This window comes from Achromobacter sp. EB05 (genome assembly GCF_044232075.1).
In the GTDB taxonomy this organism is placed as follows: Bacteria; Pseudomonadota; Gammaproteobacteria; order Burkholderiales; family Burkholderiaceae_B; genus Achromobacter; species Achromobacter dolens.
This window is the reverse complement of record NZ_CP155917.1, coordinates 5,621,591-5,642,383: the sequence shown is the minus strand read 5'-3', so window position 1 is coordinate 5,642,383 and position 20,793 is coordinate 5,621,591. Positions and strand designations below refer to the sequence as shown.

Genomic DNA, 20,793 nt, shown 5'->3' with positions numbered 1-20,793 from the left:
GCGGCCGTCGCAGCCGTCCCGCGTGACTGGCCGGCCTGTCCGGCTCATCACAACGCATAACAACAGCAGTACCCACACAGGAGACAACCATGTTCTTTACACGCAAGGCGGCCGCTCGCGCCGCGCTGTCCGTGGCCGCGCTGTGCGCCGCGTGGCCGGCCTGGGCCTGGCCCGACCATCCCATCGAACTGGTGGTGGGCTTCGCGCCCGGCGGCGGCACCGACCTGACGGCGCGTTCGCTGGCGGCGTTCCTGGAAAAGGAGCTGGGCACCACCATCGTGGTGCAGAACAAGCCGGGCGCGTCCAGCGCCATCGCGCTGTCGTACGTGGCGCGCGCCAAGCCCGATGGCTACACGCTGGCCATGACCAACATGCCCGGGCTGGTGTCGCTGCCGATCGAACGCAAGGCCGGCTTCACCACCGCCGACTTCACCTACCTGGCCAACCTGGTGCGCGACCCAAGCGCCTTCAGCGTCGCCGCCGACAGTCCGTACCAGACGCTGGATGCCTTGATCAAGGCGGCGCGCGAGAAGCCGGGTTCGATCAGTTATGGCTCGACCGGCGTGGGCACCGATGATCACCTGGCGCTGGTGCTGTTCCAGAACCTGACCGGCACCAAGCTCAACCACGTACCGTACAACGGCGCGGGGCCGTTGCGCAGCTCGGTGCTGGGTGGGCATACCGTGATCGGCGGCCTGAACCTTGGCGAAGTCATGCCCTATCACGGCAAGAACATGCGCGTGCTGGCGCAGGCCAGCGCGACGCGTTCGCCGCTGGGGCCGGACGTGCCGACCTTCAAGGAGCTGGGCGTGAACCTGGTGTTCGCCTCCGAGCGCGGCATTGTCGCGCCCAAGGGCTTGCCGGCGGATGTCGCCGAGAAGCTGCGCCAGGCCTTGGGCAAGGTCGCCGCCAATCCGGAATTCCAGGCGCAGATGAAGCAGCAGTTCACCGAGATGGATTACCTGGATGGGCCGCAGTGGCAGGAACGCTTGAAGCAGGATGATGGGCGGCTGCGGCAGATCTGGGCGAATACGCCTTGGGTGGAGTAGGGCGCTGGACGCCGTTCCCGCGAGGGCGTCGGCATGCTCCGAATCGCGGGACGTGGGCCGGTACCGGAGAACTGGTCTGAATTGCGGCTTTTTTTTACTGTAAATCGCGGCTCAACCGTTTATGTCTATAGACGGTCGCCTGCGTGCCTGCGGGCGGCTATTGATGATCCGCGATCAGGAGCCGCATCATGCCCACGCCTACGCTTGCCCCCGTCACCGTTTATGGCACTTGGCCGCCGGAGCCGCCGAGTTGGGGCGGTGGGATAGGGTCTGGGCTGTGGGACGGCATCGGCTGGTCTTACTTCTCGACACCACGGATCGTTCCCGCGTGGTACATCGCGCAGATTCTCAACCAAAAGGAAGCGTATTACTTTTCGCACTACAGCGAGGAATCTAGGTACTACCACGATCCGAAGACGACGCGTGGGATGGTGGAGCCGTTGGTCAACAAGCTCATTCCGGAAACAGGAAAATTCCTGGGATATGTTCGCGACTTGTTGGAGACCCGCCTGGACAAGCAAGCCTTCAAGTATTTGAACGTGATGGCGCAAACGCATGAGAAATTCATGCAAGGAATTTTCAGTTGGAGCGTGATCCAGAAGGATATTGCTTCGGGTACGCCTCCCAAGGTTGCGATCGGCTCCGAGGTGGCGTCTGTGTGGGGCGGCGCTGTAATAGCGGGTGCGATAGCGGGAATGGGGACTTTGCTCATGGTTGGCGGAGGCATACCAGCGGTTGTAGCCGGCATGGCTATCGTCGCTATCGCTTCATCCCTGCCTGACCTCATCGACCTCAAGGGGGAGGCAGCGAAATTTATCCAAGACGTACTCGTCACTGAAGGAACGCATATCCCAGCCCATACGGGAAGCATGCCGACGGCGCTATTGCCTGACCGGCTCGACCCCCACGCTACGCATTCGAACGTTGAGAGTGGCCCGACTGCTGCGGATGCCACCGCCGCTAGTGACGGTGCTAGATTCTCCGGTTACCAGATTTACCTCGCGATGCGGGAAATTGCGACACATCCCGCGGACTATCCGGAAGCGGCCGCCATCCTTCCCCAAATCTTGGCAGAAATCGGTAGGGATCGGCCGGTTGGCGGCCCTGCGAATACCGAGCCACAGGCCGATGGCCCGAGCATGCGACCGCCGCCTGAAGTCGTTCTTTATGCTGACCTAGCGCCGGATGGCGGCGTGAAGTCATTCATCGCCAAGGACGGAAAATCCTATGTGTTCGTCGGTGACGACACGCCGAGTGAAATGGTCGGCGGCAATGCAATCAACTGGTTCATGCCGGGAAGTGACTATGACTGGTCCAACAAGGTTGTGGGCAATCCGGATGGATACAACGTCCTGGACTTTTCCTTGAACGAGTGGGGCGTCGACATCGTTGTGAGTGGCAACGATCGCATGGACAAGTGGATTGCGGATCGGGCCAGCGCCTTTGGGCTCAAGGACTATGACGTCAATAGTCATTTCCTCACCCATGAAAGCGCCCTGGGTAAACTTCGAGGGTACGGGTACGCATTTGTGGAGTTGAAATCCGGTTCGTGCGGCGAGTGGTGCCAGGGAGAATATCGCAATATCGACTATGTCATTGGCAGCGATTACGACGATATCCTGGTCGGCGACGTGCTTGGGGGAATGACGTTCACCGGCCGTGGTGGCAACGATACCTTCGTCGTGCATGGCGGCGGCAATCGCATCGTGTTCAACGATGGTGATTTCGCCGATCCGGACTCCGGGGAAATCACGACGAAGTTCATCCATGGGTTGACCACGGCTCGCGAAGCGCGCGATTTCAACCTCAAGCACTACCAACCGGCCTATCTTGGGGGATATGGGGGGCTGCGGATCGAGCCGGACGTGCTCGATTTTTCAAACCTGGATGGCGACCTGAATACCGAGGGACATCAGGCCATGCGGTTTATCGGCACAGGAAAGTTCACCGGGCATGCCGGAGAACTCCGGTATGTGACCGAGGACCATCACGGACTGGATTGGCCCGTCACTCATGATGACGAAAGCGGTTGGTGGCGGGCGTCCACCGTAAGCCTGGAGGGAGACAGAACCGGCGATGGGATCGCGGACTTCTTCATCGAATATACGAACTACGCCGATCCTTCCACGCCGAACGGATACGGATACATGATGGCCGACGTGATCGGCAGTAATTATCCCTATCTCGACAGCGATAATTTCTTCTTCGGCTAAATCAAAATGCGCCCCGAATGCCCGGGGGGCTGAAGGCGTGCAGTTGCATGCCTTCGCCTGCCGGGGCTGCTATTCCAACGGCAACGTCAACACCCCCTGCGGCGCCGGTCGCATCATCACGCGCCGGTACCACGCCGACAGCGCCGGGGTGTCCGGCCGCTCGATCGGCAGCGCCAGCCAGCGGTGCGCCGAGCACACCAGGGCGATGTCGCCCATGGTGAGGTGGCGGCCGGCGATGAACTCGCGGCCTTGCAGCGCCTGGTCCAGAATCTGGGCGCGGGCATTGCTGCGCTTGACCGACAGGTCGATGGCGGCGTGGTCGCGCTTTTCTTCCGGCGTGCGGATCAGCCCCAGGAAGGCCGGGCCCATGGCGCCCTGCCATTCGGTGGTCTGCCAGTCCATCCAGCGGTCGGCGTCGGCGCGCAGACAGACGTCGTCGGGCCAGAGGGTGCCAGCGCCGTAGCGGGCGGCCAGGTAGCGCACGATGGCGTTCGATTCCCACAGCACGAAACCGCCGTCGTCGATGGCGGGCACGGTGCGGTTGGGGTTGATTTTGGCGTACTCGGGCGTGTCGACCACGCCGAACGGGCCGCCGGCCTCGATGAAGGTGTGCGGCAGCGCCAGTTCGCGCACGGCCAGCATCACTTTCTGCACATTGACGGACGTCAGCCGTCCCCAGATCTTCAACATAACCGGTCCTTGTAAGGGTCAGACGGGCGGCAACTGCCGCCGCGCAAAGCCGCTGTCGCGCCCGAAGCGCGTCCAGTTGAAAGCGGGCCCCGGGTCGGTCTTGCGGCCCGGCGCGATGTGTTCGTGGCCCCAGGCGGCCGCCAGGGGGTAGCGTGCGCGCAGCACCGGCGTCAGCCGGCGCAGGGCCAGGTACTGTTCGTCAGTGTAGGGCAGCGTGTCGGTGCCTTCCAGCTCGATGCCAATGGAGAAATCGTTGCAGCGCTCGCGGCCGGCGAAGCGCGAGACGCCGGCATGCCAGGCGCGCGCATCGGTGGAGACGAACTGCACGATGCGGCCGTCGCGGCGGATGAAGAAATGCGCCGATACCCGCAGGCCGCGCAGGCGTTCCAGCCAGGGGTGCGAGCCGTAGTCCAGCGTGTTCAGGAACAGGCCGGCGACCTCGGGGCCGCCGAATTGGCCGGGCGGCAGGCTGATGTTGTGCAGCACCAGCAGCGACACCTGGGCGTCCTGGGGACGCGCGTCGCAGTTGGGGGAGGGCAGCCGGGAAACGCCCGGGGCCGGCGCCAGCCAGCCATGTCGATCCAGAAGCAGGGGCATGGGAGGAAAGCAGGTTGGTATCCAACGTGCATTATGCCGTGCGTGTGAAAAGGGGGCGAATGAGGGCCGGGCCCACCCGGGGGCGGTGCTGTCGTTGCGTCCTGTGATGGGCGAGCCTCTCCGGGCTGGCTGGCGGAATGGCGGGATGGCGGGATGGCGGGATGGCGGGATGGCGGGATGGCGGGCCCGCGGATCCGGGCCGGCCAGTCGCTCAGACCCGCCTTTTATTTCGCCGCCGGTCCCAGCCGGGCGTGTTCCTGGCTGCACCAGGTCTGGCTGCCCTGCAGCAGGGCCTCGGAACGCGGCAGGTGGATGCCGCAGTGGGCGCAACGGACCATGGCCTCCGGCGCGCCGGTGGCGGGCGGGTTGGGCGTGGCGCGCGGCTTGGCGCTGGCGGCGGAATCCTGGCGGGCGGCGGCCATGCGGCCGGCGATGCGCGCCACAAAGAGCACGCCGATGATGATGACGATCCAGAACAGCAGTTTGCCCACGTCAGCCTCGATGCAGAATGACTTCCAGCACGAACCGGCTGCCGGTGTAGGCCAGGATCAGGAAACCGAACCCCGTCAGGGTCCAGCGCAGGGCGACGCGGCCGCGCCAGCCCCAGATGTGGCGTCCGGCCAGCAGCACGCCGAAGGTGAACCAGGACAGCAGGGTGAAGACGGTCTTGTGGTCGAACGGCAGGATCTGGCCGGTGAGCTTCATGGAGGCGATGGAGCCCGAGCCGACGGCCAGGGTCAGCACCACGAAGCCGATCCAGATGATGCGGAACAGCAGTTGTTCCTGCACCAGCAGCGGCGGCTGCGAGTCCAGCACGCGGCCGATGATGCTGCGTTCGGCGGGGGCGTCCAGGGGGCGGTGCAGGTGGCGGTCGAGCAGCGCCATCAGCATCGCGTGCAGGGCGGCGATGGTGATCAGCCCGTAGGCGCCCAGCGCGATCAGCAAATGCACGCGCAGCCAGGCGTTGTCGGCGTGAGGCACGAATTGTCCCTGGGGGAACAGGGCGGCCAGGCCGCTGGCCAGGGTGGCGGCCGGCAGCAGCAGCAATTGCAGGCCGTCGATGCGCACCAGCAGGCTTTCGAGCCAGAAGACGACCATGCCCAGCCAGATGGCGGCAGACAGGGCCAGCGCCCACCCGATGAACAGGTGCGGGGCCCCCAGCATGGACTGTTGCAGCCCGATTCCATGGAGAACCAGGGCTCCCAGCAGGCACAGACGAGCGACTTTGCCCGTTTGCTCGACTTCCCCGGCGCCCGCCAGGCGGATCCAGAGGGACCCTCCCAGCACGGCGTACGCCAAGGCGGCCGCTGTGTGAAATACAATGCCTAGTGACATAGAAACCGTTGTCTGGATGGGGCCTGGGGGCGCATGCCGCCCGACAGCGCAGAATCCGCGCCTGCGGCCACCGTTCAATCAACTAGTTTAAGCGGAAACGCCTCTCATGCTCGATAACCTAACTCAACGCCTGTCGCGCGTCGTCAAGACACTGCGCGGCGAAGCCCGCCTGACCGAGGCCAACACCCAGGAAATGCTGCGCGAAGTGCGCATGGCCCTGCTGGAAGCCGACGTGGCGCTGCCCGTGGTGCGCGATTTCGTCGCCCGGGTCAAGGAAAAGGCGCTGGGCGAAGAAGTCGCCAGCAGCCTCAGCCCCGGCCAGGCCCTGGTGGGCGTGGTCCACAAGGAACTGACCGCCCTCATGGGCGGCGACCTGGGCGCCGATTCCGGCGAACTGTCGCTGGCCGTGCAGCCGCCCGCCGTCATCCTGATGGCCGGCCTGCAGGGCGCGGGCAAGACCACCACCACCGGCAAGCTGGCCCGCTGGCTGAGCGAAGGCCAGCACACCCAGCACGGCCGCAAGACCGGCAAGAAGAAGGTGCTGGTGGTGTCCGCCGACGTTTACCGCCCGGCCGCCATCGACCAGTTGAAGAGCGTGGCGGCGCAGGTCGGCGTCGATTTCCTGCCAAGCGACCCCAGCCAGAAGCCCGAGGACATCGCCCGCAACGCGGTCGACCATGCCCGCCGTCACCACTACGACGTGCTGATCCTGGACACGGCCGGCCGCCTGGGCATCGACGAGGCCATGATGCGCGAGATCCGCGCGCTGCATGACCTGGTCAAGCCGGTCGAAACGCTGTTCGTGGTCGACGCCATGCAGGGCCAGGACGCGGTCAACACCGCCCGCGCCTTCGCCGAGGCGCTGCCGCTGACCGGCGTGGTGCTGACCAAGCTGGACGGCGACGCCCGCGGCGGCGCGGCGCTGTCGGTGCGTCACGTCACCGGCAAGCCGCTCAAGTTCGTCGGCGTCTCGGAAAAGCTGGACGGCCTGGAGCCGTTCTACCCCGAGCGCATGGCGCAGCGCGTGCTGGGCATGGGCGACATCGTCTCGCTGGTCGAGCAGGCCCAGAAGAACATCGACATCGCCGAGGCCCAGAAGCTGGCGGCCAAGATCAAGTCGGGCAACAAGTTCGACCTGAACGACTTCCGCGACCAGCTCGGCCAGGTCAAGAAGCTGGGCGACATGGGCTCGCTGCTGGAAAAGCTGCCGGCCCAGTTCCAGCAGGCCGCCGGCCAGTTGCAGGGCGGCCAGGCGGAAAAGCAGTTGCGCCGCACCGAGGGCATCCTCAATTCCATGACGGCTGCCGAGCGTGCCAAGCCTGAACTCATCAAGGCCTCGCGCAAGCGCCGCATCGCGGCGGGGTCGGGCGTGCCGGTGCAGGAAGTCAACCGCCTGCTGGCCCAGTTCGAGCAGATGCAGGGCATGATGAAGCAGATGAAGAAGGGTGGCATGGCCAAGATGATGCGCGCCATGGGCGGCATGAAGGGCATGGGCCGCTTCATGAAGGGCTGACCGGCGCGCCGGCGCCCGGCGGCGGGGGGCCCTCGGGGCTGCCGCTGACCGCGGGCGCTTGCCCCCGGGGATTTCCGCCAAAAAAATGGCCAGGCATTGCGCCTGGCCAAATCATCGCGGCAGGCAGGGGGTTCTGCGCCGCGATACGGGCCCGCGAGGGCCCATTCTGTTTCGTGGCTTACGACAGGGGCGGGATGCGCAGCACCTGGCCCGGATAGATCTTGTCGGGGCTGGTCAGCATCGGCTTGTTGGCCTCGAAGATCAGGGTGTTCTTGGCGCCCTGGCCCTTGCCGTATTGCGCCTCGGCGATCTTCCACAGGTTGTCGCCCTTCTGCACCGTGTACATCTTGGCCTCGGGCGCGGCCTGCTTGACCTTCAACTGGTTGTCCACCGCGGCCACGCCGACGGTGTTGCCCAGCGCCAGCGCGATCTTCTCGGCGGCTTCGGTGTTGGCGGCCTCGCCCGTGACGGTGACCTTGTCGCCATCGACCGAGATCTGCAGGCCATCGGCATTCAGGCCGTGCTTGTCGAGTTCCTTCTTCAGCTCATCCGGCGTGGCCGCCTTGGCTTCGCTGGCACCGAAGAGTTTTTCTCCAACGTCCTTGATGAAATTGAGCAGACCCATCGTGTTTCCTTTGTCTATGTTGCGGTGAGAGAAAGAGCGATGCGTGTCAGGGCGCGCGGTCCCTGGACTTCTGCGCACGATGCCGGCGTTGCCGTGGTCCCGCGGGCGGGGCGGCGGCGTTCAAGCCTGTTTGCCGGGCCGGGCCCGGACGCGCCAGCATCAACGATTATGACTCGCCACGTCGTCGCCTGAGTGGGGTAATCGTGTAACAGGTTGCTAGCCATCCGTCAGGATGATGAAAAAAAGGGCTGCATTGCTGCAGCCCTTTTGCAGGGGGCGATCGCCGCTTGCCGGCCGCGCCGCGGGTCAGCCGCCGCCCACCGCCACGACGATCTCGATCTGGTCGCCGTCGGTCAGCGCGGTCTGCGCGTGCTGGCTCTTGGGCACGATCTCGCCGTTGCGTTCCACCGCCACGCGCTTGCCGGCATAGCCCAGCGTTTCGAGCAGTTCGTTCACCGTGGTGTCGAGCGGAAATTCACGGGCGTCGCCGTTCAGGGTGATGTGCATGGGTCGGTCTCCTCAGCGTTTGGCGTAGGCGTCGGTGGCGGCGATCAGGCGCGCCAGCGTGCCGGGTTCGTCGAAGGCGTGGCCCGCGTCGGGCACGATATGGAACTCGGCCTCGGGCCAGGCGCGGTGCAGGTCCCAGGCGGTGCGCGCGGGGGTGCAGGCGTCGTAGCGGCCCTGCACGATGGTGCCGGGGATGCCGCGCAGCTTGTGGGCGTCGCGGATCAACTGGCCTTCTTCCATGAAGCCGGCGTTGACGAAGTAGTGGTTCTCGATGCGCGCGAAAGCCAGCGCCGCGCGGTCGGCGGCGTGGCTCTGCTGGTGGCGCGGGCTGGGCAGCAGCGTGATGGTGCTGTCTTCCCATTTGCTCCAGGCCTTGGCGGCGCGCAGTTGCTCGGCCGGGTCATTGCCCGTCAGGCGCTTGTGGTACGCCGCCACCAGGTCGCCGCGCTCGGCTTCGGGGATGGGGGCCAGGTACTCTTCCCAGCGATCGGGGAACAGCCACGACGCGCCTTCCTGGTAGAACCATTGCACTTCGGCGCGGCGCAGCGTGAAGATGCCGCGCACCACCAGTTCGCTGACGTGCCGCGGATGCGTTTCGGCGTAGGCCAGCGCCAGCGTCGAGCCCCACGAGCCGCCGAACACCAGCCATTGGTCGGCGCCCATGATTTCGGTGCGCAGGCGCTCGATGTCGGCCACCAGGTGCCAGGTGGTGTTGTTGTCCAGGCCGGCGTGCGGCGTCGAGCGGCCGCAGCCGCGCTGGTCGAACAGCAGCACGTTGTAGCGCTTGGGATCGAAGAGTTGCCGATGCACCGGCGAGCAGCCGCTGCCGGGGCCGCCGTGCAGGAACACGGCGGGCTTGCCCTGCGGGTTGCCGCAGAGTTCCCAGTAGACCTGGTGGCCGTCGCCGGTATCCAGGATGCCGTGGCGGTAGGGTTCGATCGCGGGGTAGAGCATCAGGCGACTCGCTTGAAGATCAGGTCCCAGACGCCATGGCCCAATCGCAGGCCGCGCGTCTCGAATTTGGTCAGGGGGCGGTAATCAGGGCGCGGCGCGTAGCCGTCCGTGGTGTTCTTCAGTTGCGGCTCGTTGCCCAGCACGTCGAGCATCTGCACCGCGTAGTCTTCCCAGTCGGTGGCGCAATGGATATAGCCGCCCGGCGCGATGCGGCTGGCCAGCAGCGCGATGAACGGCGGCTGGATCAGGCGGCGCTTGTGGTGGCGCTTCTTGGGCCACGGGTCGGGGAAGTAGATGTGCACGCCGGCCAGCGAGTCCGGCGCGATCATGTCGCGCACCACCTCGACCGCGTCGTGCTGGATGATGCGCAGGTTGGTGATGCTGGAATCCTCGATGCGGCGCAGCAGCGAGCCGACGCCGGCGTTGAACACTTCCACGCCCAGGAAGTTGTCGCCGGGACGGGCCAGCGCGATCTTCTCGGTGGTCTCGCCCATGCCGAAGCCGATTTCCAGCACCGTCGGCGCCTCGCGGCCGAAGGCGGCGGCGGGGTCCAGGCGCCTGGCGGCGTAGGGAATCGACCATTTGCCCAGCAGTTGCTCAAGCGCGGCCAGCTGGCCCTGGGTGATGTGGCCGCGGCGGTGCACGAAGCTGCGGATGTGGGTGGCGCCCGGGCTGTTGGGGGCGTGCGCGGCGCTGGCCAGCGCGGCTTCGGTCTGGGGGGAAACCGGCGCGGGCGCGTCGGGGTTGCCGGGTGTTGCGGGGGTGTTCACGGGCGGATTCGCAGGGCTGTTCGTTGTCATAGGCGGGATTGTAGTGGCAGCCCCGCCGGGCTGCAGTCCGCGTTTCGGTTTAAATGGGGACTTATCGCTGGCGATCGAATGGGGCGGGTCCCCCCCGGGGTCCGCGCGCTATAGTGCAGCCGCGGCGTCCGCCTGGCGCCGCGCGTCCATCATGAATATCGCCCGCATCGACCTCGTCACGCTCTCGCTTTTCGTCTCGGTGGCCCGCCAGGGCAGCATCTCGGCCGGCGCGCGCGCGTCGCACCTGGCGGTGGGGGCGGCCAGCAAGCGGATCTCGGACCTGGAGGCCGCGCTGGACACCCAACTGCTGTACCGCAACGCGGCCGGCGTCGAGCTGACCGAGGCGGGCCAGGCCTGCCTGGTCCATGCCCTGCGGGTGTTGCAGGAAGTCGAGCAGATGGCGGGCACCTTGTCCGACTATGCCCGGGGGGTGCGCGGGCAGGTGCGCATCGCCGCCAATACCTCGTCGCTGACCCAGTTCCTGCCGGAAGATCTGGCGTCCTTCATGGAAGCGCACCCGGCCGTGCGCATCGACCTGGAAGAGCAGAACAGCAGCGACATCGTCACTGCCGTGCTGGAGAACCGCGCCGACATCGGCGTGTTCGCCGACCGCACCCCGGCGGCGGGCCTGGCCACCGTGCCGTACCGGCTCGACGAGCTGGTGCTGATCGTGCCGCAGCGTCATCCGCTGGCGCGCCATGTCAGCGTGGCGTTCGCCGATACCCTGGCCTACGACTACGTCGGCCTGCCGCCCGCGACCTCGCTGGCCACCCGCCTGGCCGACGAGAGCGGCCGGCTGGGCCGCGACATGCGGCTGCGCATCCAGGTGCGCAGCTTCGACGCCATCTGCCGCATGGTGGCGGCCACGCGCGGGGTCGGCATTCTGCCGCGGCTGGCGGCCGAGCCGCATGCGCGCTCCATGCCGATCCGCCTGATTGCCCTGTCCGACGACTGGGCGCGCCGCTGGCTGCTGTTGGGCGTGCGCGATGCCGACGCGCTGCCGGTGGCGGCGCGGCTGTTGCTGGCGCATCTGCGCGGCGCGCAGGACCCCGGCACGGCCTAGAGGCCTGCTCGCACGCAAAAAAGCGCTTCGTGGCGGCCGGCAATCGGTTGGCCTGTCCGGGTTGGCCTGTCCGGCCGGGGCGCGGCCGCCGCGCCGGGCTTTCTCGATCCGGGAATGCCCCCTTCCCGAATCGTCCATTCCGCCGCCCCGGGCGATGACGCACACTGCGGGCCATCATCGGTTGGATGCGCCCGGGAGGCGACATGGCAGGGCAGATACTCGCCGGCATACGCGTGCTGGAACTCGGACAACTCATCGCGGGGCCGTTCGCCGCCAAGACGCTGGCGGACTTTGGCGCGCAGGTCGTCAAGATCGAACCGCCGGGGCAGGGCGACCCGCTGCGCAAATGGCGGCTGCTGCACGAGGGCACCTCGGTGTGGTGGGAGGCGCAGTCGCGCAATAAGCAGTCCGTGTGCGTGGACCTGCGCCAGCCTGAAGGCCAGGACATCGTGCGCCAGTTGGCGGCCGAGGCCGACGTGCTGATCGAGAATTTCCGTCCCGGCACGCTGGAGAAGTGGGGCCTGTCGTGGGAGACGCTGCACGCGCTGAACCCGCGCCTGATCATGCTGCGCATTTCCGGCTACGGCCAGACCGGGCCGAAGGCGCGCGAGCCGGGCTTTGCCGCGATTGGCGAAGCCATGGCCGGCCTGCGCTACCTGAATGGCGAGCCCGGCCGCGCGCCGGTGCGCGCCGGCCTGTCGCTGGGCGACACCATCGCCGGCCTGCATGGCGCGCTGGGCGTGCTGCTGGCGCTGTACCAGCGCGATGCCCGTGGCGGCCAGGGGCAGGTCATCGACGCGGCGCTGTACGAGAGCCTGTTCAATCTCAGCGAGAGCCTGCTGCCGGAGTATTCGGTGTTCGGTGCGGTGCGCGAACCGGCCGGCGCATCGTTGCCCGGCATCGCGCCGTCCAACGCTTATCCGTGCCGCGACGGCTATGTGCTGATCGCGGGCAATGGCGACGCCATCTACACCCGGCTGATGGCGCGCATCGGCCGCGACGACCTGGGCCGCGATCCCGAGCTGGCGCACAACGACGGCCGCGCCCGCCGCGTGGCCGAGATCGACCAGGCCATCGGCGCCTGGACCGCTGAACGCAGCATCGACGAGGTGTTGCAGGCCATGCGCGAGGCTGACGTGCCGTCGGGCCGCATCTATTCGGTGGCCGACATCGCCCACGATCCGCATTACCAGGCGCGCGGCGCCATCACCCGCCTGGAGGCCGCCAGCGGCATCGCCGTGGACATGCCGGCGGTGTTTCCGTGCCTGTCGGACAACCCGGGCGCGGTGCGCGAGCGTGCGCCGACGCTGGGCGAGCACACCGACGCGGTGCTGGCGGCAGCGGGCCTGAGCCCGGAACAGCGCGAGGCGCTGCGGGCGCGCGGCGTGATCGCATGAACCGCGTCATTTCCCTTAATCCGGCAGCGAGGATGCGCTCATGAACACCGGTTCCCCCGTCCTGGAAATCAACGAGGTCGGCCCGCGCGACGGCTTGCAGATCGAGGCGCGCATGGTGCCCACCGAAGACAAGATCGCCTTCGTCGATGCATTGTCCGATTGCGGCTTTGCCCGCATCGAGGTCACCAGCTTCACCTCGCCCAAGGCCATTCCGGCCCTGGCCGATGCGGGCGCCGTGATGCAGGGTATCCGCCGCCGGCCCGGCGTGATCTATACGGCGCTGGTGCCGAACATCCGCGGCCTGGAGCGGGCGCTGGAAGCCGGCGTCGACGAGATGAACCTGGTCATGTCTTGCAGCGAGACGCATAACCGCGCCAACCTGCGCATGACCCGCCAGCAATCGTTCGACGAACTCAGCCAGGTGCTGGCCGCCGCCGCGCGCGCCGGCGCGCCCTGCAATGTGTCGCTGTCGACCGCCTTCGGCTGTCCCTTCGACGGCGACGTGCAGGCGGAACAGGTCTTGGACCTGGCCGCTCGCCTGGTCGATGCCGGCGCCAGTGGCATCACGCTGTGCGACACCACTGGCATGGCCTATCCCAATCAGGTGGGCGAACTGTGCGCCGACGCCGCGCGGCGCCTGCCGGGCGTGGCGCTTACCGTCCACCTGCACAATACGCGCGGCATGGCGCTGGCCAATGCCGTCACCGCCTGGCAGGCCGGCATCACCCGTTTCGACGCCGCCGCCGGCGGCCTGGGCGGCTGCCCGTACGCGCCCGGCGCCAGCGGCAACGTCAACACCGAAGAACTGGTCCACATGTTCGAGTGCATGGGCTTGCGCACGGGCGTGTCGCTCGAATCGCTGCTTGCCATCCTGCGCGGACTGCCGGGGCTGGTCGGCCGCGAGCTGCCCATGGCGTTGTTGCGCGCCGGACCGCGCCTGGCCGCGCATCCGCCGCCCGCGTGGCTGGCGGAGCGGTTCGGGCCGGCCGGCGACGCCGCCTAGGTTTTGCTTCACACCACGCGCCCGGCCATCGGGCGCTTCATACAAAAACAGCAAGGAGACAACCGCATGACCGCATTCCGTTTCGTTCCCGTTCTACGCGCCTGCGCCATCGCGCTGGGCGTGGCCGCCGCTGGCGCCGCCCACGCCCAGGCGGATTTTCCCAATCGTCCCGTCACGCTGATCGTGTCGGCCGCGCCCGGCGGCACCACCGACATCGCCGCCCGGCTCATCGCCCAGCCCCTGGGCGCCGCCCTCGGCCAGAGTGTGGTTGTCGAGAACAAGCCCGGCGCCTCCGGCGGCATCGCCGCGCAGGCCGTGGCCCGCGCCAAGCCCGACGGCTACACGCTGTTGCTGCAGTATTCGGGCTTCCAGGTCATCACCCCGCACGTCACGCCGACCTCCGGCTGGGATCCGATCAAGGATTTCGCGCCGGTGGCCAATGTGCTGTCCGCGCCCCAGGTCGTGGTGGTGCGGCCGGACCTGCCGATCAAGTCGCTGAAAGACCTGGTCGCGTACGCCAAGGCGAATCCGGGCAAGCTCAATTACGCCTCGTCCGGCAATGGTTCATTGCAGCAGGTCGCCACCGAACTGCTCAACCAGATGGCGGGCACGCAGATCACGCATATCCCGTACAAGGGCACCGGCCCGGCGCTGAACGACCTGCTGGGCGGCGCCGTCGACATGACCATCACCACGCCGCCGCCGCTGCTCGGCCAGATCGCCGCCGGCAAGCTGCGCGCGCTGGCCGTCACCGGCAATACGCGCCTGGCGTCGCTGCCGGACGTGCCCACCGCCGACGAGGCCGGCTATCCCGACCTGATCGTCTCGTCCTGGTTCGCCATGTACGCGCCCAAGGACACGCCCGCGCCGGTGGTGGACAAGATCGCCGGTGAAATCCAGAAGATCATGCAGACCGACGCTTTCCGCCAGAAGGCGGCCGAGCAGGGCGCCGAGGCCGAATTCATGGGGCCGAAGGCGCTGGGCGACTACACCCAGGCCGAGCTGGACCGCTGGGGCAAGGTGGTGAAGGCGGCGGGGATCACGGCGAACTGATGGCGCTGGCCTGGGGCGGAAAAACCCAGGCTATAATTCCTGCCTCTGCTCCGGTCTTGCGCCGGGGCACGACACCCGAGCGGGTGTAGTTCAATGGTAGAACGGCAGCTTCCCAAGCTTCATACGAGGGTTCGATTCCCTTCACCCGCTCCAATTCGCCAGTTCCCTGTCTGACTCGCAACGGGCCGTGTGCCATGCTCGCATTGGCCGCCGCGCCAGCGGGTGTGCGCAGCGTGACATCCGCGTCAATCGCGCATCATGCGGCAAGGCGGAAGGCCTCTGCCATTCGGTCCTGTTCCCATGCGGATAGGCCCAGTCTTTGGGCCAGGGTTCGCCATTGGCCGACAATGTCCCGGAAATCGTTGATGATTTCGTCTGCTTCATGAAGGGTCAGGCGGAAGTAGCTGGCAATCTGTCGAGTCAATTCCAGGTCCAGGGCATTATCCGCATCGGTAATGTTCAGCTTGAGACCGTCGGCGTAAGGGACGGGGTTCATGTCGTACGCCGGGGAGAGTTTCCAGCCGAGGCCCGGCACCAGGATGAAGCCATGGTTGCGAAGGTGATCGTCGGCGTTGGATACGAGGATGTTGAAGACGATTCGCGACCATAGTTCTCGCAGATCTTCATTGGGTTGCGCGCCCTGGTTCATGAGTGCCTCCGCCAGTTCCAGGTAACTGGCCCCCGTCGAGGCGTCGTCGCCATCGCTGTGGCCAGTCAGGGTCGTCGCAGAGGCGAAATGCAGGCGATGGCTCGCATCGGTGCGATCGAAGCGGCGCACAATGAAGCAGTGATGATCGCTGGCAAACTTCCGGGCTTGAGCCGCCGCGACATTGAGGCCGCAACCGCTGGCCAAGGCGTTGACCACCATTTCCCATCCGCCGACGTCATGGGTATCTCGTGTGCTCGGAAATTTGGCAATGTAAAGACGACTGGCGTCGTCCACGACGCTCGCCTTGGGCCTGGCGCCGCCGAGTGAGCCGCCTGGCGCGATGAGCATGCGCAGCCAGTCCTGTCCCCGGACCGCGACGTTGTCGGGGTCTCGCTCAAGCGCACGGCTGGCCTGCTCCAGCGCGCGGATTTCTGTAAACGGCGGGGCCGCAAGGTTGATGCGATTGTCGAGGAAATCTCCAGTGTCCTCGAGTCGGTACCGCAGCGCTCCCACGCGGTACACATCATGCACGCCAAGCAGGTAATCCGACTCGTATAGACGGGCCCCCGCCGGCACCAGACCTTGGCGTTTGTCACGCTCGAATCTTCGATCCATCAAAAGGCGGCCCCAACGGTCGGGGCTGGAATCTTTGAAGACCCCGAATTGGTCTCTTGGTGCGACGGGGTACTGTGGTCCGCCGAAGGCTTGAATGCCCGGGTCCAATTGCAGCCCGTGGAAAAGCGGGGATGTGAGCGCGGCTTCGTCATATTCGAATTCGAATCGCTCAGTCGCCCGGGTCTTGTGGCTGTGCAAGAAGCCGAGTCGTTGGGGGCCGGGCAGTCCATCCCAATCCGCATATACGGCGATCATGCTCATGACGGCGCGTTCCCTTTACGTTTCGGTTTCCGAAGCAAAGAGGCCAGGCTGTCCGTACTCGCGATGTCGACGCTTTTCCCTGGTTTGCCTTCCACCGGCTTCCCCGCGCTTGCAGCCGCCGGCTTGCGGACCTTCGTCTTCGCGCTATTGGTCTGGGTTGAGGAGGCGTTGTCCCGCGCTCGGGCGTTCGGTGACGGGTGGCCGACCGTCTCCGGGGCGGTCCTGTGTTGGCGACGCACAGAAGCATTCCTGATCAAGCGAGCGTCCTGAAGTTGTCGGCCGAGTTCGTCGGCGCCCGCAAGCTTGGCGAGATCGTCGGCCAGCCCCAGGACTTGCATGACGGACAGGTAAGCCCCGATCGTGACTCCCGACCCGCCGGCCTCCAGGGAACGCAGGGTCATGGGAGACATGCCCGCTCGCTCGGCGACTTGTTTGGCGGACAACTTGCGGCGCAGGCGCGCAAGCTTGAGCCGCTCACCGAATTCGACGAGGAGCTTGCTGGTTCCTGGCAGGAGAGGGGCGGTCTTTTTTGCCATGGCTAATATTTTAGCTATTTGAGATATTAGATGCCAAAATATTAGCATTTATGAGGTGTTTTCTGGGGGTCAGGGAGGTGCTTACGTCTTTTCCAGCAATATGGGAATGAAAATATTTCATTCTTTTTGGATAAGAATGGCCAAAATAATTACATCCAAAGTGCCAGGCGTGATTCAAGTACCCTATAGCCCATCACCCGCGCCAGAATGACAAGTAATGCAAGAAGATCTTTTCGGCGACGCGCTGCCCGTCCCTCCGGCCGAGGCCCCGCGGCAGGCAACGCCTCCTGACATCCCCGAGCTTTCCGCCCTCCGGGGCATGGCCAAAGTGCTTCCCGCGCCCGCGGGGCAGGAATGGCGCGCGCTCGCCCAGCAGTTGCCCGCCCAATTGCGCTTTGGCGTCTCCACCTGGTCGTATCCCGGCTGGGAAGGGCTGGTCTGGGACGGCGAATACGATTCGAGCACACTGTCCAGGCACGGCCTGGGCGCCTACCACCAGCATCCGCTTTTGCGCACGGTCTGCGTGGACCGCACGTTCTGGCAGCCGTTGACGGCGAGCCAGTACGCCGCTTATGCGGGGCAGGTCGATGAGGATTTCCGTTTCGTCGTCAAATGCCCTGCCAGCGTTACCGACGCCCAGGTGCGTGGCGAAGCAGGCAGGACGCGGCAGGCCAACCCGCTTTTCCTCGACCCGTCGGTGGCTGTCCAGGAATTCGTGCGCCCGGCGCTCGAAGGCCTGGGGGCCAAGCTCGGTGTGCTGGTGTTCCAACTGAGTCCGTTGCCTCTGGGCATGTTGAGCCGCTCGGTATCGCTGTTCGAGAAACTGGGGCGCATGCTGGCCGCCGTGCGGGAGGCATTGTCCGCGCATGATGCCGTGATCGTCGCCGTGGAAGTGCGCGACCCGGAACTGCTGGGTCAGGCGCTGGTCGACACGCTCAAGGCGCATGGGGCCACGTTCTGCCTGGGGCTGCATGGCAAGATGCCGCCGATCGACGCGCAACTGCCGATGCTGCGCGCGCTCTGGCCGGGGCCGCTGGTCTGCCGCTGGAACCTGAACCGCGTGTTCGGCGCATACGGTTATGCGGACGCGCAGAAGAAGCATGATCCGTTCAATGCCCTGCTCAGCGAGGATCTTCCCACGCGCGCGGCGCTGGCGCGCACGATCCGCGGCATTACGGGCGCGGGCCAGCCGGCCTACGTCACGGTCAGCAATGACGCCGAGGGCTGCGCGCCGCTGTCCATCCAGAAACTGGCCCAGGCCATCGCCGGGTAGATCGGGCCTGTCCGGCTCGCCCTGCCCGGCATCGAGTTTGCCGGGCGCCCCCGCCGGGCGCGCTAAAATCCGCTCCCCATGCGCTACGCCGATTTCCACCAACGTCTCGCCGCCCTAGGCGCCCAGCCCGCCCATCGCGGGCGGGTCCTGCGCGCCTGGTTGACCGGTCAGGCGTTCGACAGCGACATATGGCGGCGGCGCTTCGACAACTATCTGCCGCTGGCGCTGCGCGAGGCGCTGCCCGCCCTGGCGGCGGAGCTGGACGGCCTGGCCCGTGTCCGTTCCGAGCATGCCGGCCACGATGGCTCGCGGCTGCTGGTCGACCTGGCCGACGGCCAGATGGTGGAAAGCGTGCTGCTGCCGCGAGACGGGCTGTGCGTGTCCACCCAGGTCGGCTGTGCGGTCGGCTGCCGGTTCTGCATGACCGGCAAGAGCGGCCTGATCCGCCAGGTGGCCAGCATGGAGATCCTGGCGCAGGTGGTGCTGGCGCGGCGGCTGCGCGCGGTGAAGAAAGTGGTCTTCATGGGCATGGGCGAACCGGCGCACAACCTGGACAACGTGCTGGAAGCCATCAACCTGCTGGGCACCGAAGGCAATATCGGCCACAAGAACCTGGTGTTCTCCACCGTGGGCGATCCGCGCGTGTTCGACGCGCTGCCGCGACAGGCCGTCAAGCCGGCCCTGGCGCTGTCGCTGCATACGACCCGCGCCGAGCTGCGCGAGCACCTGCTGCCGCGCGCGCCGAAGATCGCGCCGCGGGACCTGGTGGAAATGGGTGAGCGCTACGCCCGTGATACCGGCTACCCGATCCAGTATCAGTGGACGCTGCTCAAGGGGGTCAATGACGGCGACGACGAACTCGACGCCATCCCGCGCCTGCTCAAGGGCAAGTTCGGCGTGCTCAACGTGATCCCGTTCAACAGCATGGAAGGCGACGACTACCAGCGGCCCGAGGCCGAACGCATTCGCGAGATCGTGCGCACGCTGCATCGCCGCGGCGTGCTGACCAAGATCAGGAACAGCGCCGGGCAGGATGTGGACGGCGGCTGCGGCCAGTTGCGTGCCCGCGCGGCGGGGGCGGAGCAGGTGGTGGAACTGCGCCGCAACCGCGCCACCACGCGGCAAGCCGCGTAGACGCGGCCTTGCCCGGGGCGCGGCGGCGCGTTGTCGTCGCCGGTCAGGCGTCGGCGGGATTGATCAGCGACGTCAGCACGTGGTCCGCCCAGCTTCCGTCGATTTTCAGATAGGCCCGGGCCGTGCCTTCGCGCTCGAACCCCAGGCTGCTCAGCAGGCGCGCGCTGCGCGTGTTCTCGGGGCGATGGTTCGCCATGATGCGGTGCAGCCCGTGCTCGGCAAACATGAAATGGGTCGCCGCGAGGAGGCATTCCCGCATCAGGCCCTGGCCTTCGCGGTCTTGCGCGACAGAGAAGCCCAGATGGCAGGCCTGGAAGGCCCCCCGCACGATATTGGTGAAGTTGCAGGTGCCGACCAGGCTGTCGTCGGTCCTGTCGAACAGCAGCAGGTGCACCGCCTGCCCGGCGGCGGCACTCGTTTCCATCGCGGCCAGCCGTTCTTCGGTCGACGCGGCGGTGTAGAACGCGTCGGACCGGGCGGGCTCCCAGGGCCGCAGGTGGGCCCGGTTGGCAAGGTGGTACGCCAGCAGGGCCGGGGCATGTTGGCGAGTCGCTTGCCGCAGCGACAGGCGGGGCGTGAGCAGGGGACCGGCCGGGGCCGTCGGGGAGGGGATCATGGGGCGCAGGATGGGCAGCAATGGAAGGCGAGAAGATACCGCGGACAGGTGAACGGTGGAAACGCGTGGCGTTGACCGCCCGGGTCGACTGGCGGGCTATGCGGGCATGTCGGCCGGGTGATCAGCAGGCTCGCGGTTGAGCTTCGCGTGCCGGTACAGGCCCTCCCGATCCAGGATCGTCATGCCGCCATAATGCGTGCGCAGCACCCCCGCCCGCGCCAGCTTCGTCAGCGCGGCGTTGCAGCGCTGGCGCGACACGCCGCACAGGCCGGCGATCTCTTCCTGTGAGATCTTGAGGCGGCCGTTGGTGCCGGAATGCTGCTCGGCGTTCAACTGCGCGGCGACGGCGCGGGCCACCGTGGTGTCCACGTCCAGCAGCACGTTGCCGGTATAGCAGGCCATCAGCCAATTGACGCGCTGCGCCAGGTGGGTCATCAGCGCCTTGGTGAACGCGATATTGTTGTTCCACAGGCGCTCGCAGGTGTCGCGCGGCAGGATCACGACCTGGCTCGGGCGCAGCGCCACCACTTCGTATTCGAACGGCTCGCGGCGGATCATGGTGGCCTCGCCGAACCAACTGCCGGTGCTGAAGCCGGCCAGCGACAGCGACCGACCGTCCGAGCCGCGCGACGACCATTTCACCAGGCCGTCCACCACGCCATACCAGCCCAGCGATTTCGAACCCTCGCGGAACAGGCGTTCGCCCGCCTGCAATGACACCACCCGCAGCTCGGCCCGGACCACGTCGCGTTCCAGGCGCGGCAGGCCGTTGTACCAGGGCACGACGGCCAGCATCCGGTCCACCGGGTCTTGCTTGGCTCGCCGCTTCGGGCTGGCAGGTTCATGGCCGGTTCCGGCTGCCGGTGCGCGCATGGTTGTCCCCGTTCCGCCGTGGTGAGGGCGCCCAGGT

The 20,793-nt window shown here is 66.7% G+C and carries 21 protein-coding genes and 1 tRNA gene; 10 read left to right on the top strand and 12 right to left on the bottom strand.

Features of this window, described 5'->3' with window-relative positions:
• The first annotated feature begins 89 nt into the window (after window positions 1-89).
• Both AAID08_RS25705 and AAID08_RS25700 read left to right on the top strand, forming a co-directional pair.
• On the top strand, window positions 90-1,049 hold the full coding sequence (locus tag AAID08_RS25705; RefSeq protein ID WP_395757080.1) for a tripartite tricarboxylate transporter substrate binding protein: 960 nt from the start codon (window positions 90-92) through the stop codon (window positions 1,047-1,049).
• A 188-nt stretch (window positions 1,050-1,237) separates the two neighbouring features.
• Window positions 1,238-3,262: a hypothetical protein gene (locus AAID08_RS25700; RefSeq protein ID WP_175189472.1), complete on the top strand. Its 2,025-nt coding sequence runs from the start codon at window positions 1,238-1,240 to the stop codon at window positions 3,260-3,262.
• A 69-nt stretch (window positions 3,263-3,331) separates the two neighbouring features.
• Here AAID08_RS25700 and AAID08_RS25695 read toward each other — a convergent pair whose 3' ends face one another.
• The 4 genes from AAID08_RS25695 to AAID08_RS25680 all read right to left on the bottom strand — a co-directional run bounded on the left by AAID08_RS25695 (window position 3,332) and on the right by AAID08_RS25680 (window position 5,884).
• Complete coding sequence (locus AAID08_RS25695) at window positions 3,332-3,952, bottom strand: glutathione S-transferase family protein (RefSeq protein ID WP_395757079.1); 621 nt, start codon at window positions 3,950-3,952, stop codon at window positions 3,332-3,334.
• Between the two features lie 18 nt (window positions 3,953-3,970).
• Window positions 3,971-4,549: a 1,6-anhydro-N-acetylmuramyl-L-alanine amidase AmpD gene (ampD, locus tag AAID08_RS25690; RefSeq protein WP_054500574.1), complete on the bottom strand. Its 579-nt coding sequence runs from the start codon at window positions 4,547-4,549 to the stop codon at window positions 3,971-3,973.
• Window positions 4,550-4,773: 224 nt separating this feature from the next.
• Complete coding sequence (locus AAID08_RS25685) at window positions 4,774-5,040, bottom strand: PP0621 family protein (protein WP_395757078.1); 267 nt, start codon at window positions 5,038-5,040, stop codon at window positions 4,774-4,776.
• A 1-nt stretch (window position 5,041) separates the two neighbouring features.
• Window positions 5,042-5,884 (bottom strand): inner membrane protein YpjD, encoded by an 843-nt coding sequence (locus AAID08_RS25680; RefSeq protein WP_049076371.1) that lies wholly within the window; start codon window positions 5,882-5,884, stop codon window positions 5,042-5,044.
• 106 nt (window positions 5,885-5,990) lie between these two features.
• Here AAID08_RS25680 and ffh point away from each other — a divergent pair, with 106 nt between their 5' ends.
• Window positions 5,991-7,397 carry a signal recognition particle protein gene (ffh, locus tag AAID08_RS25675; protein WP_049076369.1) on the top strand — a complete coding sequence of 469 codons (1,407 nt, stop codon included), beginning with the start codon at window positions 5,991-5,993 and terminating at the stop codon, window positions 7,395-7,397.
• 178 nt (window positions 7,398-7,575) lie between these two features.
• Here ffh and lysM read toward each other — a convergent pair whose 3' ends face one another.
• The 4 genes from lysM to trmB all read right to left on the bottom strand — a co-directional run bounded on the left by lysM (window position 7,576) and on the right by trmB (window position 10,283).
• A complete protein-coding gene (lysM, locus tag AAID08_RS25670; protein ID WP_006385755.1) occupies window positions 7,576-8,022 on the bottom strand; it encodes a peptidoglycan-binding protein LysM in 447 nt (148 codons plus the stop codon).
• Window positions 8,023-8,328: 306 nt separating this feature from the next.
• Entirely contained in the window at window positions 8,329-8,529 is a 201-nt protein-coding gene (thiS, locus tag AAID08_RS25665; protein ID WP_042795329.1) for a sulfur carrier protein ThiS, read from the bottom strand.
• A 12-nt stretch (window positions 8,530-8,541) separates the two neighbouring features.
• Complete coding sequence (gene pip, locus AAID08_RS25660) at window positions 8,542-9,483, bottom strand: prolyl aminopeptidase (RefSeq protein ID WP_049076367.1); 942 nt, start codon at window positions 9,481-9,483, stop codon at window positions 8,542-8,544.
• On the bottom strand, window positions 9,483-10,283 hold the full coding sequence (gene trmB, locus AAID08_RS25655; protein ID WP_244976858.1) for a tRNA (guanosine(46)-N7)-methyltransferase TrmB: 801 nt from the start codon (window positions 10,281-10,283) through the stop codon (window positions 9,483-9,485). The genes pip and trmB overlap by 1 nt, the downstream gene beginning before the upstream one ends.
• Window positions 10,284-10,434: 151 nt before the next feature.
• On the opposite strand from trmB, the gene AAID08_RS25650 reads away from it, so the two are divergent.
• From AAID08_RS25650 to AAID08_RS25630, 5 genes are all read left to right on the top strand, one after another.
• The gene (locus AAID08_RS25650) at window positions 10,435-11,346 is read left to right on the top strand and encodes a LysR substrate-binding domain-containing protein (protein WP_054500578.1); all 912 of its coding nucleotides are present in this window, start codon (window positions 10,435-10,437) and stop codon (window positions 11,344-11,346) included.
• A 203-nt stretch (window positions 11,347-11,549) separates the two neighbouring features.
• A complete protein-coding gene (locus AAID08_RS25645; RefSeq protein ID WP_395757077.1) occupies window positions 11,550-12,743 on the top strand; it encodes a CaiB/BaiF CoA transferase family protein in 1,194 nt (397 codons plus the stop codon).
• A gap of 40 nt (window positions 12,744-12,783) precedes the next feature.
• Window positions 12,784-13,746, top strand: coding sequence for a hydroxymethylglutaryl-CoA lyase (locus tag AAID08_RS25640; protein ID WP_175143427.1), 963 nt, complete (start codon window positions 12,784-12,786; stop codon window positions 13,744-13,746).
• Between the two features lie 66 nt (window positions 13,747-13,812).
• Window positions 13,813-14,799 (top strand): Bug family tripartite tricarboxylate transporter substrate binding protein, encoded by a 987-nt coding sequence (locus AAID08_RS25635; RefSeq protein WP_395757076.1) that lies wholly within the window; start codon window positions 13,813-13,815, stop codon window positions 14,797-14,799.
• A 79-nt stretch (window positions 14,800-14,878) separates the two neighbouring features.
• Window positions 14,879-14,952, top strand: a tRNA-Gly gene (locus AAID08_RS25630).
• 103 nt (window positions 14,953-15,055) lie between these two features.
• On the opposite strand, the gene AAID08_RS25625 is transcribed toward AAID08_RS25630, so the two are convergent.
• Together AAID08_RS25625 and AAID08_RS25620 are read right to left on the bottom strand one after the other, a co-directional pair.
• The gene (locus AAID08_RS25625) at window positions 15,056-16,324 is read right to left on the bottom strand and encodes a HipA domain-containing protein (RefSeq protein WP_336235247.1); all 1,269 of its coding nucleotides are present in this window, start codon (window positions 16,322-16,324) and stop codon (window positions 15,056-15,058) included.
• Window positions 16,321-16,860 carry a helix-turn-helix domain-containing protein gene (locus tag AAID08_RS25620; protein WP_081273463.1) on the bottom strand — a complete coding sequence of 180 codons (540 nt, stop codon included), beginning with the start codon at window positions 16,858-16,860 and terminating at the stop codon, window positions 16,321-16,323. Before AAID08_RS25620 ends, AAID08_RS25625 begins: the two co-directional genes overlap by 4 nt.
• A 217-nt stretch (window positions 16,861-17,077) precedes the next feature.
• On the opposite strand from AAID08_RS25620, the gene AAID08_RS25615 reads away from it, so the two are divergent.
• Together AAID08_RS25615 and AAID08_RS25610 are read left to right on the top strand one after the other, a co-directional pair.
• Window positions 17,078-18,133 (top strand): DUF72 domain-containing protein, encoded by a 1,056-nt coding sequence (locus AAID08_RS25615; protein WP_395757075.1) that lies wholly within the window; start codon window positions 17,078-17,080, stop codon window positions 18,131-18,133.
• Window positions 18,134-18,211: 78 nt separating this feature from the next.
• Window positions 18,212-19,267, top strand: coding sequence for an RNA methyltransferase (locus tag AAID08_RS25610; RefSeq protein ID WP_116791620.1), 1,056 nt, complete (start codon window positions 18,212-18,214; stop codon window positions 19,265-19,267).
• Between the two features lie 43 nt (window positions 19,268-19,310).
• Here the strand turns inward: AAID08_RS25610 and AAID08_RS25605 are convergent, their stop codons facing one another.
• Together AAID08_RS25605 and AAID08_RS25600 are read right to left on the bottom strand one after the other, a co-directional pair.
• Window positions 19,311-19,904, bottom strand: coding sequence for a GNAT family N-acetyltransferase (locus AAID08_RS25605; RefSeq protein ID WP_372415999.1), 594 nt, complete (start codon window positions 19,902-19,904; stop codon window positions 19,311-19,313).
• Between the two features lie 75 nt (window positions 19,905-19,979).
• On the bottom strand, window positions 19,980-20,756 hold the full coding sequence (locus AAID08_RS25600) for a Crp/Fnr family transcriptional regulator (RefSeq protein ID WP_231891503.1): 777 nt from the start codon (window positions 20,754-20,756) through the stop codon (window positions 19,980-19,982).
• Window positions 20,757-20,793: the final 37 nt, after the last annotated feature.